At 60.9% G+C, this 15,415-nt stretch carries 16 protein-coding genes; 2 read left to right on the forward strand and 14 right to left on the reverse strand.

Annotated features, from left to right (window positions below):
- Window positions 1–96: 96 nt before the first annotated feature.
- The 6 genes from EEQ99_RS01320 to EEQ99_RS01345 all read right to left on the reverse strand — a co-directional run bounded on the left by EEQ99_RS01320 (window position 97) and on the right by EEQ99_RS01345 (window position 6,315).
- Window positions 97–1,038, reverse strand: a complete 942-nt coding sequence (locus EEQ99_RS01320) for a sugar phosphate isomerase/epimerase family protein (RefSeq protein ID WP_127429903.1) — start codon at window positions 1,036–1,038, stop codon at window positions 97–99.
- Window positions 1,039–1,116: 78 nt separating this feature from the next.
- Window positions 1,117–2,289, reverse strand: a complete 1,173-nt coding sequence (locus EEQ99_RS01325) for a Gfo/Idh/MocA family protein (RefSeq protein WP_028755780.1) — start codon at window positions 2,287–2,289, stop codon at window positions 1,117–1,119.
- A gap of 119 nt (window positions 2,290–2,408) precedes the next feature.
- The gene (locus EEQ99_RS01330) at window positions 2,409–3,314 is read right to left on the reverse strand and encodes a sugar phosphate isomerase/epimerase family protein (RefSeq protein WP_028755779.1); all 906 of its coding nucleotides are present in this window, start codon (window positions 3,312–3,314) and stop codon (window positions 2,409–2,411) included.
- A gap of 92 nt (window positions 3,315–3,406) precedes the next feature.
- A complete protein-coding gene (locus tag EEQ99_RS01335; RefSeq protein ID WP_028755778.1) occupies window positions 3,407–4,219 on the reverse strand; it encodes an ATP-binding cassette domain-containing protein in 813 nt (270 codons plus the stop codon).
- 10 nt (window positions 4,220–4,229) lie between these two features.
- Window positions 4,230–5,228: an ABC transporter permease gene (locus EEQ99_RS01340; RefSeq protein WP_028755777.1), complete on the reverse strand. Its 999-nt coding sequence runs from the start codon at window positions 5,226–5,228 to the stop codon at window positions 4,230–4,232.
- 112 nt (window positions 5,229–5,340) lie between these two features.
- On the reverse strand, window positions 5,341–6,315 hold the full coding sequence (locus EEQ99_RS01345) for a substrate-binding domain-containing protein (protein WP_028755776.1): 975 nt from the start codon (window positions 6,313–6,315) through the stop codon (window positions 5,341–5,343).
- A 166-nt stretch (window positions 6,316–6,481) separates the two neighbouring features.
- Here EEQ99_RS01345 and EEQ99_RS01350 point away from each other — a divergent pair, with 166 nt between their 5' ends.
- The gene (locus EEQ99_RS01350) at window positions 6,482–7,516 is read left to right on the forward strand and encodes a LacI family DNA-binding transcriptional regulator (RefSeq protein WP_063475819.1); all 1,035 of its coding nucleotides are present in this window, start codon (window positions 6,482–6,484) and stop codon (window positions 7,514–7,516) included.
- 86 nt (window positions 7,517–7,602) lie between these two features.
- Here EEQ99_RS01350 and EEQ99_RS01355 read toward each other — a convergent pair whose 3' ends face one another.
- The 6 genes from EEQ99_RS01355 to EEQ99_RS01380 all read right to left on the reverse strand — a co-directional run bounded on the left by EEQ99_RS01355 (window position 7,603) and on the right by EEQ99_RS01380 (window position 12,229).
- Window positions 7,603–8,277: a 4-carboxy-4-hydroxy-2-oxoadipate aldolase/oxaloacetate decarboxylase gene (locus tag EEQ99_RS01355; protein WP_028755774.1), complete on the reverse strand. Its 675-nt coding sequence runs from the start codon at window positions 8,275–8,277 to the stop codon at window positions 7,603–7,605.
- A gap of 84 nt (window positions 8,278–8,361) precedes the next feature.
- Window positions 8,362–9,198 carry an ABC transporter substrate-binding protein gene (locus tag EEQ99_RS01360; protein WP_028755773.1) on the reverse strand — a complete coding sequence of 279 codons (837 nt, stop codon included), beginning with the start codon at window positions 9,196–9,198 and terminating at the stop codon, window positions 8,362–8,364.
- 31 nt (window positions 9,199–9,229) lie between these two features.
- Window positions 9,230–9,994: an amino acid ABC transporter ATP-binding protein gene (locus tag EEQ99_RS01365; RefSeq protein ID WP_028755772.1), complete on the reverse strand. Its 765-nt coding sequence runs from the start codon at window positions 9,992–9,994 to the stop codon at window positions 9,230–9,232.
- Window positions 9,991–10,749, reverse strand: a complete 759-nt coding sequence (locus EEQ99_RS01370) for an amino acid ABC transporter permease (RefSeq protein ID WP_028755771.1) — start codon at window positions 10,747–10,749, stop codon at window positions 9,991–9,993. The genes EEQ99_RS01365 and EEQ99_RS01370 overlap by 4 nt, the downstream gene beginning before the upstream one ends.
- Entirely contained in the window at window positions 10,746–11,453 is a 708-nt protein-coding gene (locus tag EEQ99_RS01375) for an amino acid ABC transporter permease (protein ID WP_097542529.1), read from the reverse strand. Before EEQ99_RS01375 ends, EEQ99_RS01370 begins: the two co-directional genes overlap by 4 nt.
- Window positions 11,450–12,229: an SDR family oxidoreductase gene (locus EEQ99_RS01380; RefSeq protein WP_097542528.1), complete on the reverse strand. Its 780-nt coding sequence runs from the start codon at window positions 12,227–12,229 to the stop codon at window positions 11,450–11,452. The genes EEQ99_RS01375 and EEQ99_RS01380 overlap by 4 nt, the downstream gene beginning before the upstream one ends.
- Window positions 12,230–12,411: 182 nt before the next feature.
- Here EEQ99_RS01380 and nac point away from each other — a divergent pair, with 182 nt between their 5' ends.
- Complete coding sequence (gene nac / locus EEQ99_RS01385; RefSeq protein ID WP_028759096.1) at window positions 12,412–13,371, forward strand: nitrogen assimilation transcriptional regulator NAC; 960 nt, start codon at window positions 12,412–12,414, stop codon at window positions 13,369–13,371.
- An 11-nt stretch (window positions 13,372–13,382) separates the two neighbouring features.
- Here nac and EEQ99_RS01390 read toward each other — a convergent pair whose 3' ends face one another.
- Together EEQ99_RS01390 and EEQ99_RS01395 are read right to left on the reverse strand one after the other, a co-directional pair.
- A complete protein-coding gene (locus tag EEQ99_RS01390; protein ID WP_097542663.1) occupies window positions 13,383–14,585 on the reverse strand; it encodes a pyridoxal phosphate-dependent aminotransferase in 1,203 nt (400 codons plus the stop codon).
- A gap of 61 nt (window positions 14,586–14,646) precedes the next feature.
- Window positions 14,647–15,414: a 5-oxoprolinase subunit PxpA gene (locus EEQ99_RS01395; RefSeq protein ID WP_097542527.1), complete on the reverse strand. Its 768-nt coding sequence runs from the start codon at window positions 15,412–15,414 to the stop codon at window positions 14,647–14,649.
- Between the last annotated feature and the right edge of the window lies 1 nt (window position 15,415).

Genomic DNA, 15,415 nt, shown 5'->3' on the forward strand with positions numbered 1-15,415 from the left:
AAATCTGTCTTGGTGATCGGTTTGGGCATCGCCGGCCTCTTCGCAGCAAACGACGAATGCAGGGGGGCGCGGGCGAATGTCGCCCGCGCCTGCCCATCAGCGGCTGATCGTTGCCTGCAGCGCATCGATGGAGGACTGGATGCCGGCCTCGGTCGACATGGTGAAGTCTTCCATTTCCAGGCTGACCCAACCGTTGTAACCGACCATGCGGACGACGGAGAAGAATTCCTTCCACCACTGCAGATCATGTCCGGCACCGACGGCAACGTAGTTCCAGGTGCGGTTGGCGACATCAGTGACGTCCTTGAGTTCAAGGAGACCGTTGACATCGGCAAGCCCGCGTTCGATGCGCGTGTCCTTGCCATGGCAATGGTGGATTGCGTTTCCAAGCGCCCGGGCGGAGGCGATCGGGTCGGCACCCTTCCAGAACAGGTGACTGGCGTCGAGGTTCATGCCGACGGTCGGGCCGACCTCGTTGCGCAGACGGAACAGAGTCTCGGGGTTCCAGACGAGCATGGCCGAGAAGTTTTCCAGCGCATACTTCTCGACGCCCACTTCCTTGGCAAGCTTCACGAGATCATGCCAGAGTGGGAATGCGCGGTCCTCCCACTGGTAGCGATCGCGCTCGGGCATCTCCTCCGGCCAGCTTTTCGTGTAGACCAGCCAGTTCGGAACCATGTCGCCGGGTGCGGCTTCCGGCAGTCCGGACATGGTGACGATGGTCTTCACGCCGATTTCACCGGCGAGACGGATCGTCTGCTCCATCTCCTTGCGGTGGCGCTTGCCCATGTCACCCGGATCGAGCGGGTTGGCCGAGCAATTGAGGGCAGCGATTTCCAGGCCCCGCGCTTCAATTTCCTTGAGCTTCGTCTTCAAGAGACCCTTGTCGGCAAGCAGCTCGTCGGCGCGGAAATGCGGCGCACGAGACCAGCCGCCGCCGGTCATCTCGATGCCTTCGACACCCAGTTTGACGCATTTGTCGAGCATGTCGGTGAAGGAAAGGTCGCCCATCACGTCGGTGCAGATCGATAGTTTCATGTCATTGTCTTTCTAAAAGCGGGGTTGGGGACGCGCCTGGGAGGAGGATGGAGGAGATCCGGCACGTCCCCTGGTTGATCAATTGAACTCGACCCAAGCCGAACCTGCGTCTGCCGAGCGGACGCAGTTTTCAAGCCAGCGCACACCTTCGGTGCCGGCTTCGATGCCGGGATAATGATGGTTCTTGAGGAAGGCCTCGTCGCCGCGGCGTTTTGCGTCGATCGCCTGGGCGATCCAGAGGTAGATGTTCGCCCAGCTGTCACCGAGGCCCTCGGTATGCAGCGCGCCCATGCGATCGCAGGCGAGGCTTTCCTCTTCGAGGTAGGGCATGCCGTGGTGCAGGGTGCGGTTCGGTTCGCCCTGCACTTCGTAAATCAGCTGATCGGGATGGGAATCGGACCATTCGATCGAGGCCTTGGAACCGACGAAACGGTAGCGCTGCGAACCCATATTGCCGGCATTCACCGAGGACACCCAAAGACGGCCCCGGGCGCCGTTGTCGTAATGCATGAGAACGGTCGCGTGGTCTTCGAGCGGCGCACGGGTCGGAATGAAGGCCTTGCGGTCGCAGAGCAGCTTTTCGATCTTCATATGCGGCAGCACCACTTCGGAGAGATAGTAGAGGTGCGTGCCGATATCGCCGAGAACGAAGGTCGGACCGGCGGTCTTGGGATTGGTGCGCCACTTCACGGCTTCGCCGGCGCCGATATCGTCGCCCGCGTTGAAGCCGTGGGTATATTGCATGTCGACAATTCTTATATCGCCGAGCATGCCCTTCTTGACCATCGCCGCCATCTGATGAACCAGCGGATGGCCGGTGAAGCCGTAGGTGACGCCGACGATCAGGCCCTTCTTTTCGGCGAGTCTCGCGACCTCGTCACATTCGGCGACGGTGAAGAACAGCGGCTTTTCGCAGATCACATGAAGGCCGGCTTCGAGGCATGCCTTGGTGATCTCGTAATGGGTGAAGTTCGGGGTGGCGATCGAGACAACCTCGACACCGTCCTCGCGTCCGGCCTCCTTGGCGAGCAACTCCTTATAGTCATCGTAGCACCGGTCGGCGGCGACGCCGAGCTTCGTGCCGAAGTCGCGCCCGCGCTCGGCGTCGAGATCGAAGGCGCCGCAGACGAGCCGGTATGTGCCATCGCGCTGGGCGCCGGTTCTGTGCTTGTAGCCCACCTGCCCGGTGCGGCCGCCGCCGACCATGCCCCAGCGCAGCGGGCGCTCGATGGTTCTTTCTCCGTTGATCATCTTCTGTCCTTCCAGGAATGAATGTCTGTGATGTTTGAGCGTTCTGGGCAGAACCCCGGTCGCGGTCGCTCGCGCCAATCACCTGGCTGCATCGCGAAGCGCTGGAGGGGCATCGCGCGTTATTTCGCGGTCCAGTACTTGTCGACAAAGCGCTGCATTTCGGCGCGCATGAACTTGCCGGAGTGGTCGGCCTTGTCCTCCCAGGCGAAAACACATGCGGTCATGATGCCGTCGAACCCGATCTCGGCCAGCGTGCTGAAGAAATCCTCCCAGGGAACCTCGCCCTGGCCGATGTTCAGGTGCTGGTGCACCCTGGCCTGCGTGCCCGGAGGGTTGAGGATGTAGCGGAGCCCGGAGGAGGCCTTGTGATTGAAGGTGTCGCCGACATGGACATGGGCGAGCACGTCCTTTGCTTCCCGGAGCATCGCCTTGGTGTCGTCACCGAAATAGAAGGTATGCGGCGCGCAATAGAGAAACTTGACGTTCTTCGAGTTGACCGTCCTGATGATATCGAGTGCTGGCTGCAGGGTTTCGCACCAATCCTCGGGGTGCGGTTCGACGTGCAGATTTATGCCTTCCTTTTCAAAGATCGGCACCAACTCTTCCATCGAACGCCACCAGGCTTCTTCGCAGGCCTCGATCATGGAACCGGTATGGCAGCAGTAGCACGAACCCTTGTCCGGGTGGGGCCCGCGGCCGAATTCCGAATTCATCGTGTCGACGCCGAGTTCGACACTGATCTCAATGGCGCGCTTCCAGTGCTTGACGGCAGCTTGCCGCTCATTTTCATCGTTCGAGGCCCACCGGTACATCGGCAAGATCGAGGCAATGCCGACCTTGGCGTCGGAAAGTGCTTTCTTGAATGCTTTGGCGCGGGCCGGAAACACCCGCGGCGCCTTGAACCACTCGAGAAAATCGGCCCGCGGGCTGAGTTCTATCCACTCGTATCCGAGTTCGGCCACTTTCGAGGGCAATTCTTCGAGTGAGAGGTGGCGATGCATAAAGGGGTCGATTGCTATCTTCATGGCTGTTACCTGTCCGATGATTGTGCTGGGCCATCCCGCCGGCGTAGGCGAGCTCATTAGAGTTTCTGGAGTTCATCCGTTGCGGCGGTCGCTCAGACCGGCGGGGGATGTCCGCTGTGCGCCGTCGAATACGCTTCGATTTCGGCTTCGAGTTCGGCCATGGCCTCGCCTCCTGCCATCAGGTCGGTGATCTCTTCGCGTGTCTTTTCGCCCTTGCGGAAATCTGCCGCCTTCGCACCCTTGATGAGCACCGCGAAGTGGTCTCCCACCGTCATGGCGTGAATGACGTTGTGGGTGATGAAAATGACGGCGAGGCCGCGACGGCGCGCTTCCAGGACAATGCGCAGCACATGCGCCGCCTCCTTGACGCCGAGAGCCGCGGTCGGCTCGTCGAGGATCAGCACTCGGGCGCCGAAGTGGACGGCTCGGGCGATTGCCAGGGATTGCCGCTCCCCGCCCGACAGACCGCCGATCAGGCGATCGCCATCGTCGATACGGGTGATGCCGAACTCGCGCACGGCCTTGACGGCGATTTCATTTGCGGCTTTGCGGTCGTAGATCTTGAACGGGCCGAAGCCCTTGGTCAGCTCCCGCCCCACGAAGAACGAACGGCCGATGCTCATCAGCGGAAAGGTGCCGCCGAACTGATGCACCGTTGCGATGCCGAGGTCTGCAGCTTCGCGCGGATTCTGGAAGACGATCGGCCGGCCTTCGAACTTCACCGTGCCGCTCGTCGGCTTGTAGACACCGGCAAACGTCTTGATCAGGGTGGACTTTCCCGCGCCGTTGTCACCCAGCAGGCAAAGCACTTCACCGGGATGAACGCTCAATGTGATGTCGTAGAGCACATCGATCGGGCCGAAGGACTTGTTGACGTTTTCAAGTTCAAGAATTGGGCCAGCCATGTCTCAGCTCTCACTTCTTCTTCTTGGGTGAATAGGTCAGCGCCATCTGGCGGAACGTATTGTTCATCAGGACGGCCACGAGCAGCATCACGCCGATGATCAGGCTCGACCAATTGCGGTCGAAGGTCGTGAAATAGATGCCTTGGTTGACGACGGCAAAGGTGATCGTGCCGAAGAAGATCCCGATCACGGACCCGAAGCCTCCGGTCAGCAGCACACCTCCGACGACGACCGAGATGATCGAGTTGAAGATGAATGTCATCCCGCCCGAAACCTGCGCGGAATTGAACAGGATGGCTTGGCACATGCCGACGAAGGACGCGCTCATCGCCGAGAGGACGAAGAGAACCATCGTCAGGCGGGTCGTCGGAATGCCGGCGTTGCGGGCACTGACCTTGTCGCCGCCCATCGCGAAAATCCAGTTTCCGTAAGGCGAGAAGTGAATGAAGAAGATGAAGATCGCGGTGATGGCCACCCACCACAGAATGATCACCTGAAACGATCCGCCCAGGAATTGCCCGAAAAGGAACTTTGCCCAAGGGTCGGCCGTCAGTGCCACGCTCGTCGTGCCGGTGACGAGAACCGAGGTGCCAAGCATCAGGCCCTGTACCGCAAAGAGGGTGCCGAGCGTAACGATCAGCGAAGGCACGGCCGTGTGCACGACGAGGTAGCCGTTGACCAGCCCGACGATGAGGCCGAAGGCAAGCGCACCGAACATTCCGACCCATATGGGAAGATCGTAGTAGCCCGAGAGGACCGCGACGGTCATGGAGCCGGCGGGGATCATCGCGCCGATCGAAATGTCGAGATCGCCTGCGATCATCAAAAGTCCGATGGGAAGAGCGATAATGCCGAGATTGGCGGCGACGTTGAGCCAACTTGCGGCGCCGGCGGGCTCCAGGAATTTGGTGCTGCCGAACACGACGAAGAACAGGAGGACGCCGACAAGTCCGAGGAATGCACCCGCCTCGGGACGGCGCAACAGGTTGCCGAATGAAAGATTGTTCATATGCCTATCCCAGTTTGGGCGTGAATCTCCAGGCGTGCGGACGCGGTGGTCCGCACGCCCGATAGACTTCGACCCGCGTATTTTTCCGCGGGTCGGAGCCCGTTTCGAACGATCAGCGAGCGCCTTCCTTGACGCCGGCCAGGGTGGCGTCGATGTTCGACGTATCGACGATGCCCGGGCCGGTCAGCACCGGTGCGGTCGGCAGGTTGGTGCCGTAGTCGATATGCGCGGCGAGAAGCGAAACCCCCAGCAGCGACTGCAGGTAAGGCTGCTGGTCGATCGCAAAGGTCTGCGAACCGTCCTTGATGCGGGCAAGGCCCGAGGCATTGAGGTCGAAGGTGCCATGCGCGACCTTGCCGACTTTGTTCGCCTGAGCGATCCCGCTCGCAGCCGCATCAGCGTCGGAAGCCCCAACATTGAGGACGCCGTCGATGGTGTCGTCCTGGAGCAGTGTCGCCTTGACGGCCTCGGCGATCGCCGTCTGATCGCCGAAGCTGGTCGCCGGCAACGGCAGCTGCTTGCCAGTGCCGCCCTTTCCGGTGATGCCGTCGATGACACCCTTGCAACGGGCCTCCTGGTTTGCCGCACCCGGGAGCGTATTGACGCAAATGACATTTTTCGCACCCTTGGACGCGAAATATTCGCCGCCTGCCTTGCCGGCGGTGTATTCATCCGAGCCGACATAGTTGATCGCGCCAAGCTCGCGAGCCTTGTCGATGTTGCCGGCATTCATGAGGATGACTTTGATGCCCGCAGCGACGGCAGCCTTGATGGCCTCGTCTTCCGCCTCGGGCACCCAGTCGGGCACCACGATGCCGGTCACGCCCTGGCTGATGGCCGTGCGGACGAGCTGTGCGGCGTCAGGCCCGAGATTGTCGTAGGTCTGCAGCTGCAGATAGCTGACGGAGCCACCGTTCTTCTCGACGACGAGCCGGGCGTCGTCGACGCCCTTCTTGATGCGGCTCCAGAATTCGTCGTCGGTCTTGCCGCCGACGACGGCAATATTCGCGGCCAGGACAGAAGAAGCGCCAAGAACGAAAACAGCGCCAGCCAGCAGCCCGCGTACGGCGCGCATTGAAAAACTCATGTGATTTCCTCCCAAAAAGGCGGTCGAGAGTAACAATTCCTCAAAGCAAGGCTCCCAACTCGCTGGAATATTTGTATCAACTGACATCTGGAAATGGAATGTCTATTGCGTTTCTGTGAAATTAATATATCATTTCGTTTCATCCAAGAATGGAACAAAATATATCATGAAGAGACCGACCATTGCCGATCTTGCCCAGGCCTCCGGCGTCAGCATCGCCACGGTCAACCGCATCCTCGGAGGTGCCGGCGCAGTGCGTGCGGAAACGATCGAGAGGGTGCAAAATGCCGCGGAAGAGATTGGATTTTATGGCCGCGGCGTGATCGAGGACCGCCGGCAGCGGCTCCTGCCGAATTATCGTTTCGGCTTTCTTCTCCAGCAGTCAAGCCGCGAGCTTTACCGGCTGTTCGGCTCCAAGATCACGGAAGCCGCCGCGAGACGCCAGCACGAGAAAATCGTGGCTGTGGTCGATTTCGTCGATGTCCTCGAGCCACAAAATATTGCAGATCGGCTCGAAGCGCTCGGAAAACGCTGTGATGCAGTTGCTGTCATTGCGGGTGACCACCCGTTAATCGGGCAGACCATCCAATCCCTCAAGGAGAGGGGAAAGCCGGTTGTTGCCTATATAACCGATCAGTCCGCCAGGGATCGCGCCGGCTTCGTCGGCACCGACAATTGGAAACTCGGGCGGACCGCTGCATGGTTTCTGGCTCAGACCACGCCGATGCCCGGCCGGATCGCCGTGTTCATCGGCAATCATCGTTATCAGTGCCAGGATGTCTCCGATGCGAGCTTTCGATCCTATATGCGCGAGCACGCGCCCCATCTTCAGGTCGATGACAGCAGACCGACACATGAGGAGCCGCAGGAAGCCTACCGGATCGTGAGCCAGCTGCTTTCCGAACTCGATGACCTCAGAGGCATTTTCATCGTTGGAGGGGGAATTTCCGGGGTGCTGCGTGCTCTTCGCGAAGCCCCTGCCGAAAAACGGGATCAGGTCAGGGTCGTCTGCCGCGACATCGGCCCGGAAACGCGCAAGGGCCTGACGGAAGGCCTGATCATGGCGGCCTTGTGCCATCCCTTGGATCAGATATCAGACGAATTGATTGGCACGATGATCGCAGCGCTCGAACACCGCGACAGTACAACCATCCTTCAGCGCGTGGTTCCCTTTGAAACGATCACGCCCGAAAGTGTTTGAACCGTTCTAGTTTTGCATAAGGCGGCTGGCCGAAAAGACCAGCCGCCCTATAAGGTGGCAGGGCTGATAGCTATTGCGCTGTCGCGTCAGATGTCGACGACGAGGCCCTTGGCTTTCAGCACCGGTTCGAGATTGCTGACCTCGATAACCGATTTACCCTGCTTATATGCCGCGATATAGCCGGCCTCGGCATCTTCGCGGGCCTGTGACAGCCTGGCGACTTCCTGCGCTTCCTGGCGACGCACGATCACCAGACCGTCGGCATCGCCGGCGATGATGTCGCCGGGATGGATGATTTCGCCGCCGACGATGATCGTGTCGTTCACCGCCGCGATGGTTTCCTTCACTGTTCCCTTGATGCAGACGCTGAGTGAGAACACCGGGAAGCCAAGTTCCCTCAGCTGAAGCGTGTCGCGTACGCCGGTGTCGGTCACGAGACCGCCGATGCCCTTTGCCAGGCAGGCGTTGGCGAGGACATCGCCGAAGGATCCGGCCTCTTCGTATTCGCCCGCCGAGACGACGATGATATCGCCCGGCTTTGCGTAGTTGATGGCAAGCTGCAGCATGATGTTGTCACGCGGCGCGCATTTTACCGTAAAGGCTGGACCGCAGAGTTTCATGCGGTAGTCGACGGGCTTCAGGCGGGAGGAAAGGGCTCCGCGGCGTCCTTGGGCTTCGTGGATCGTTGCGGGCGAAAATTTGGAAACGGCGTCGATATCGGCTTTGCTTGGCCGTTCGGCAATATCTTTAATATGGATCATGTGTGCCTCCCATCGTTGGCCGACGGCGGGCATGTCCCGCCGTCTGATTTCGTTTGGATATCGTCATCGGACGATGCCGAGGTCTTAAGGGATCGGGTCGAACTTCAGTTCGGAGAGCGATACGACCTTGTCGGTGCGCTTCATCTTGTATTCGGTATCCGGGCCGAGCCATTTGTCCCAGATCTTGTTGATCTCGCCCGATGTGTCGAGCTTGCGGAGGATCTCGTTGATCTTGGCGGTCAGCGCCGGCTGATCCTTGGCCATGCCGATGCCGATCGGCTGGTAGAGCATCGGCTCCTCGATCATCCGCATCGGCTTGCCCTTGCTCTTCGATTCATTGACGAATTTGGTCGTCGTCATGGTGTTGGCCACCATGCCGCGGGCCTTGCCCTGCTGGACGGCGAGATAGGCAGAGGCGGTATCCTGGAAGGTCAGCGGGTCGGATTTGTTGAGCTTGATCGACATTTCCGACGTCGAGCCCTTGGTCGAAGCGATGCGCTGGCCTGCGAAATCGGCCTTCGTCTTGCCGGCGTCGTCCGCCGGCACGATCAGCATTTCCTTGGCGAGATAATAGGGATCGCTGAACTGGATCTGCTCGGCGCGGCTGAGCGTATAGGCAAGGTTGGCAACGGTGATGTCGACGCGGCCGAGCTTGACCTCGGGCACACGCGCCTCGACCGAAACCGGCTTGATTTCAGCCTTGACGCCCAGTTCCTTGGCGATGGCGCCGCAGAGGTCGACGTCGAAACCGGCCATTTCGCGGGTCTTCGGATCGGGCGAGGCGAAGGGAGGAACGTCGGCGAATGTCGCGCAGCGCAGGGTTTTCGCCGAGATGATGTTGTCGAGCTGATCGGCTTTCGCGGGCACGGCGGCCGCCATGCCGGCAAATGCGACGGTGAGGGTTAGGCATTTCCAGTTCATTGCTGTTCTCCGTTGTTTTTGGTGGTTGGTATCAATGCCGGAGATCAGCGAGAAAACGCTGAGCCCGGGGATGGCGTGGATTGTTGAAGAATTCTTCGGGTGTCGCCATTTCGATGATCTGGCCGGCATCGATGAACCAGATCCGATCCGCGACGTCGCGCGCGAAACCCATTTCATGGGTGACGCAGAGCATGGTCATGCCTTCGGACGCCAGGCTCTTCATGACGGCGAGCACTTCGCCGACCATTTCGGGATCGAGTGCGCTGGTCGGCTCGTCGAACAGCATGACCGGCGGTTCCATGGCAAGGGCGCGGGCGATCGCCACCCGCTGCTGCTGGCCGCCTGACAGCTGACCGGGATAGGCCCGGGCCTTGTCGGCAAGACCGACCCGATCGAGAAGCTTGAGCGCCTTCTCCTCGGCGACGTCGGGCGCCACGCCTTTCACCCGGATCGGCGACATCGACACGTTTTCGACCACCGAAAGATGCGGAAACAGGTTGAAGTTCTGAAACACAAAGCCGATCCGGCTGCGCAGCGCGTTGAGTTCCTTTGCCCGCATGGCGGCGTGAATGTTTTGCCCGTCGAGCGTGATCGAGCCGCTGTTGATCTCTTCGAGGCGATTGATCGTGCGGATCAGCGTCGATTTCCCCGAGCCGGACGGTCCGCAGATGACCACGACCTCGCCACGCGCCACCTGCGCATCGATATCCTTGAGGACCGGATAGTCGCCGTAGCTCTTGCAGACCTGGGAAAGCCGGATCGTCTGCTGTTCCTGTGCTGGGACTGTCATGGTCATAGCTGCTCCGAGATGATTTTCGATGGCGCGACCAGAGAGGCGGCGGGAAGGCCGGAAAGTCCCGCACGCCGCCGCGTGATGCGCCGCTCGAGGCGATTTGCGAAGTGGGTGAGCGTCCAGCAGATGGCGAAGTAGACGATCGCCAGGATGAGGAAGACCTGGAAAGGCTGCGTCAGCAGCTGGTTGTTGACCTGGCTTGCGGCAAAGGTCAGGTCCGGCACGTTGATCACGTAGCCGAGCGTCGTGTCCTTGATCGTCGAGACGAAGGTGGAGATGATGCTCGGGATCATGTTGTAGAGCGCCTGCGGCAGGATGATGAAGCGCATTGCACCGATATAGCTGTGGCCAAGCGCACGCCCCGCATCCATCTGGCCCGGTCCGAGCGCGACGATGCCGGCACGGACCACTTCGCTCAGGAACGCGCTTTGATAGACAACGAGCGTCGTCAACATCGTGACGAAGCTCGGCACATCGGCGCCGGTCATGAGCGGAACCAGGAAATAGCTCCACAGGATGAGCATCAACAGCGGCACGCCCCGGGTGAAATAGACGAGTGCCGTGACCGGCCAGCGCAGCAGCGCCGACTTGGAGAGCCGCGCCAATGCGAAGAGGATGCTGACCGGAAAGGCGAGAGCGATGCTGAGCGCCGACAGGATCAGCGTGTTGGCGAGCCCGCCGAGCGGTCCGTTCGGATATTGGCCGATCAAGAGCAGCAGCCAGTAGTCCCGGACGATGGCGATCATGTCGTGGATCATGCGCGCGCACTCCTGGCAGGATCGGTGCGCATCGATACATAGGCGCCGATGCTCATGATCACGAGCGAGAAGAAAAGGTAGAGAACCGTGCCGATCAGGTAGATCTCGAAGGTCCGGAAGCTGAGGTTCTCGATTTCCTTGACGGCATGCGTCAGTTCCGAGGCCCCGATGACGACGGCCAGACTGCTGTTCTTGAACAGGGAAACGCTGTGATTGATGAGCGGCGGCAATGCGTTGCGCACGCCCTGCGGCATGATGACGAAACGCATCGCCGAGATATAACCGTGGCCGAGGGCGCGGGCCGCCTGCATCTGGCCGGGGCTGACCGAGCGCACGCCCGACCGAAGATCCTCGCTGAAATAAGCCGCCTGGCAGAGGCCGAGCCCGATCACCGCGAAAATGGCCTCGGCATTATGGATGGCGAGCCACGACGACACCCCGCTTGGCATCAGGGTGAAAATCCCGAAATACCACAGCATCAGCTGAACCAGGGTGGGGACGTTGCGGTGATAGGAGACGTAAGCGGCGACTAACGGATCGCCAAAGCGAAAGGGCGACAAACGCAAAGCCAGCAGCAGAAGCGCCAGCACCATCGCCATCGACCAGGAACCGGCATAGATGATGAAGGTCATCTCGATGCCATGCAGCAGCATGGCGGTATATTCCGGATTTGCCAGGATTGCCGAAAGGTCGAAACCGCTCACGGATTTGGCTCCCCGGATTGAGCCGTCTTTGCCGGAGTCTGGGGCTTTGCCGTCTGCAGGCCACCCATGACCTGCAGTGTCGGCGTGATCTCCATGTGTCCGATGTTGACGGCGACGGGGGCTGCGATGGCGAAGGCAATCGCGTCTGCTATATCGGCTGCCTGCGGCAGTTCGAAGCCGTCGATGAACCGTTCGCGGATGCTCGGGTCATCGCCGTGGACGTGATTGAAAATATCCGTGGCGACCCGGCCGGGGCAGATTTCCGTGACCCGCACCCGCTTGCCGAAGGCGTCGATGCGCAGCTGGTTGGACAGCATGCTCACCCCTGCCTTGGTGGCGTGATAGGACGAGTTGCCACCGAAATTATAGGCGCCGGCGATCGACGAGATGTTGATGACATGCCCGCGATCCCGCGCCACCATGCCGGGCACGACCAGGCGGCAGAGATGCAGGACTGCGCGGAGATTGACGTCGACGATGAGATCGATATCGCCCTCTTCGGCTTCCAGGAACTTCTTCGGCCGATCGACGCCGGCATTGTTGACGAGAATATCGAACTCCACCCGGCGGGTGAGCTCGGCCATGGCCTGACGGTCGGTCACATCGGTGACATGGGCGATGCAGCCCGTGCGTGCGGCCAGCTGCTGCAGCGCGTCGGCGCTGCGGGCAATGGCATGGACCTCGATGTTCTCCCGGCGGAGCCGCTCAACCACGGCTGCGCCGATACCGGAGGATGCGCCGGTCACCAGTGCGGTCTTGTAGTCGGAGAATGGCATTGTCGTTCCCTTGTTGTTGATCGAGACAGTAGCGAAGCTTTAACCCCTTGCCTAAGACCGATTATCTCTGGAGCAATAAGCAACGGTTATGGAGGCGAGACGGCTGCCGAAGAAGAGAAACAGGTGATGTCGGCATCACCGGTCCCTCGGGCTGTCAGAGACCGTGTCGCGTTGCAAAAGCATTGCGCGTCTGCAAACATGTAAGCCACGCACATCAGAACGGTACCCCGATCCTCATGGACATCAGACGCCTCAAATCTTTCATCGTGATCGTCGACAGCGGCAGCATCACGCGAGCGGCGGATCTTTTGCACATTGCCCAACCCGCCCTCAGCCAGCAGCTTGCGGCACTGGAGGAACATTTCGGCCACAAGCTGCTGATCCGCAGCCAGCAGGGCGTCAGCATGACCGATGCGGGGCATGCGGTGTATCGCCATGCGCAGATCATCCTTCGGCAGATGGAGCAGGCGCAAGCGGATGCGTCGGCAGCCGGCAATTCGCTTGCCGGGCGCGTCTCGGTCGGTCTCGTGCCGTTCAGCAGTGCCGCCACGCTATCGGTCGACCTCCTGGCGGAGACCCGTAAACGCCATCCCGGCATCCTGCTGCATCTGACCGAAAGCGTCGGGCAGACCTATAGCCAGATGATCATGAACGGCCGGCTGGAGATGGCGCTTCTCCACGGAACCGGACCGATCAAGGGCGTCCGGTTCGAACCGATCCTCAGCGAAGAGTTTTTTCTTGTCGCGCATCGCGACTTTGCGATCGAAGCGGATGCGAAACCCGTTCCGGTCAATGCGCTCGACGGAATACCGCTGCTGTTGCCGCCGGCCTATAATTTCGTCCGCCGCGCAGTCGACACCGCCTTCACGCGCACCCGCACCAATCTGAAGGTCGTGGCCGAAGTCGAAATCGTCCGCACGCTGGCCCGCGCGGTCGGCAGCGGCCTCGGCGCGACGATCATGCCGAAAGCCATTGCCGATCGTATCGTGTCGGAATCGAGCGAGCCGCTGATCTGCCGGCTCGTCTCACCACGGATCGAGGAAACTCTGTCGCTATGCGTTTCCGACCAGAATCCCCTGTCGGAACCGGCCCTTGCCGTCCGCGACATCCTTCTCGAGCTGACGGCACGGCTGAAAGTCTGAGGGGGCTACGCTCAGCGCATATCCCTGCAGAACTGAGCTATGCGCGCGCAGCCTTCGCCGAGCTTTTCCATGCTGGTCGCATAGGAAATACGGAAGAAGGGGCTCATTCCGTAAGCCGCCCCTTGCACGGTCGCGACATGATGCTCTTCGACGAGTGCCATGACGAAATCGACGTCGGTCTCGATCTTTCGCCCGCCCTTGCTGGTCTTGCCGATCAGCCCGGAGATATTGGGGTAGATGTAGAAGGCGCCTTCGGGCCGATGGCACCGCAGCCCTTCCACCTCAGACAATCTGTCGAGGACGAAGTCGCGTCTTTCCTTGTAGATCGCGGCACGCTCCTTCAAGAGATCCTGAGGACCATCAAGCGCCGCGGTCGCCGCAGCCTGCGTCAGCGTCGCGATACCGCCGCCATTCTGGCCGTTGACGTTGCTGACGGCGGAGATCAGGTCTTTCGGCCCGGCGCAGAAGCCGAGCCGCCAGCCTGTCATCGCGTAAGCCTTGGAGACGCCGTTCATCGTTAAAACGCGCTCATAGAGCCTGGGCTCGACTTCGGCGATCGTGCAGAACTGGAAGTCGTCATAGACCAGGTGTTCGTAGATGTCGTCGGTCATGATCCAGACGTTGGGATGGCGCAGCATGACCTCGGCGATGGCGGCCATCTCCGCCCGGGAGCAGGCCGCGCCGGTGGGATTGTTCGGGAAATTCAGGAAGAGCCATTTGGTGCGCGGCGTGATCGCCGCCTCCAGATCCTCCGGACGCAGCTTGAAGCCGGCCTGCTCGTAGCAGGGGACCGGAACCGGGACGCCGCCGGCGAATTTGACGATATCGGCATAGCTGACCCAGGAGGGCGTGGGAATAACGACCTCGTCGCCCGGATTGCAGGTGGCCAGCATGGCATTGAAGATCACCTGCTTGCCGCCGCCGGAGACGACGATCTGGCTGGCATCGTAGTCGAGATTATTGTCGCGTTTGAACTTCCGGATGATGGCGGCCTTCAGCGCCGGCGTGCCGTCCATCGGCGGATATTTCGTATCGCCGGCAAGAGCTGCCGCATGGGCCGCTTCGATTGCGTGCGCCGGGGTGGGGAAATCCGGCTCGCCGGATGACAGGCTGACGACCTTGATGCCCTTGGCGGCAAGTTCCCTGGCGCGCTGGGTCATGGCGGCGGATGCGGAGATGGAGACGTTTTTCAGGCGGTCAGCGATGACGGACATCGACATGGTCCTTCGATGAGAGATGGGAACGGGAGACCGCCCGCAGGCGATCGGGATTGCGTCAGTCGGCGAGTTCGGCGGCGGGCGCGAGCGCGGCACCCGTGGCTTCGATCTCGCCGCGCACGATGCCGGCAAGTTCCAGGGCGCCCGGCGTGTCGCTGTGGACGAGAATGGAGCGGGCCGGCATGGCGATTACGGCTCCGTCGATCGTCTGAACGGTTCCGTCGAGCAGGAATTGTCGGACACGCGCACGTACGGCGGCTTCATCCTTAATGACGGCCCCAGGCAGCCCGCGCGCGACGAGTTTCCCGCCGGCGTCATAGGCCCGGTCGGCGAGGAAAAGCGCCAGCGTCTTCAAACGCGCGCGTTTCGCCGCCTGCTGAATCTCGCTGCCATGGGTGACGAAGACGACGAGACCGGCATCGACCGTGGCGATTGCATCCATCATCAGGTCGGCTAGCACAGGATCGCGATTGACCATATTGCCCATCGCCGCGTGGAAGCTGATATGGGAGACAGTGACACCCTCGGCTTTGGCGATCGCCATCAGTGCGCCGAGCTGATAGAGCATCTGCTGGCGAAGCTCGTCTGCCGGAAACGGTATTTCGCGCCGGCCGAAGCCGAGCCGATCAGGCAGGCCGGGATGCGCGCCGATGCCGACGCCGTTCAGCTTCGCGAGCCGGACCATGCGCCCCATGATCTCGGGGTCGCCGCCGTGGAAACCGCAGGCGATGTTGGCCGACGAGACGAGTTTCATCATCGCTTCGTCGTCGCACAGCCGGTAGGGGCCAAATCCTTCGCCCATGTCGGAATTCAGATCGATCTTCATC

Source organism: Rhizobium anhuiense (assembly GCF_003985145.1).
Taxonomy (GTDB): domain Bacteria; phylum Pseudomonadota; class Alphaproteobacteria; order Rhizobiales; family Rhizobiaceae; genus Rhizobium; species Rhizobium anhuiense.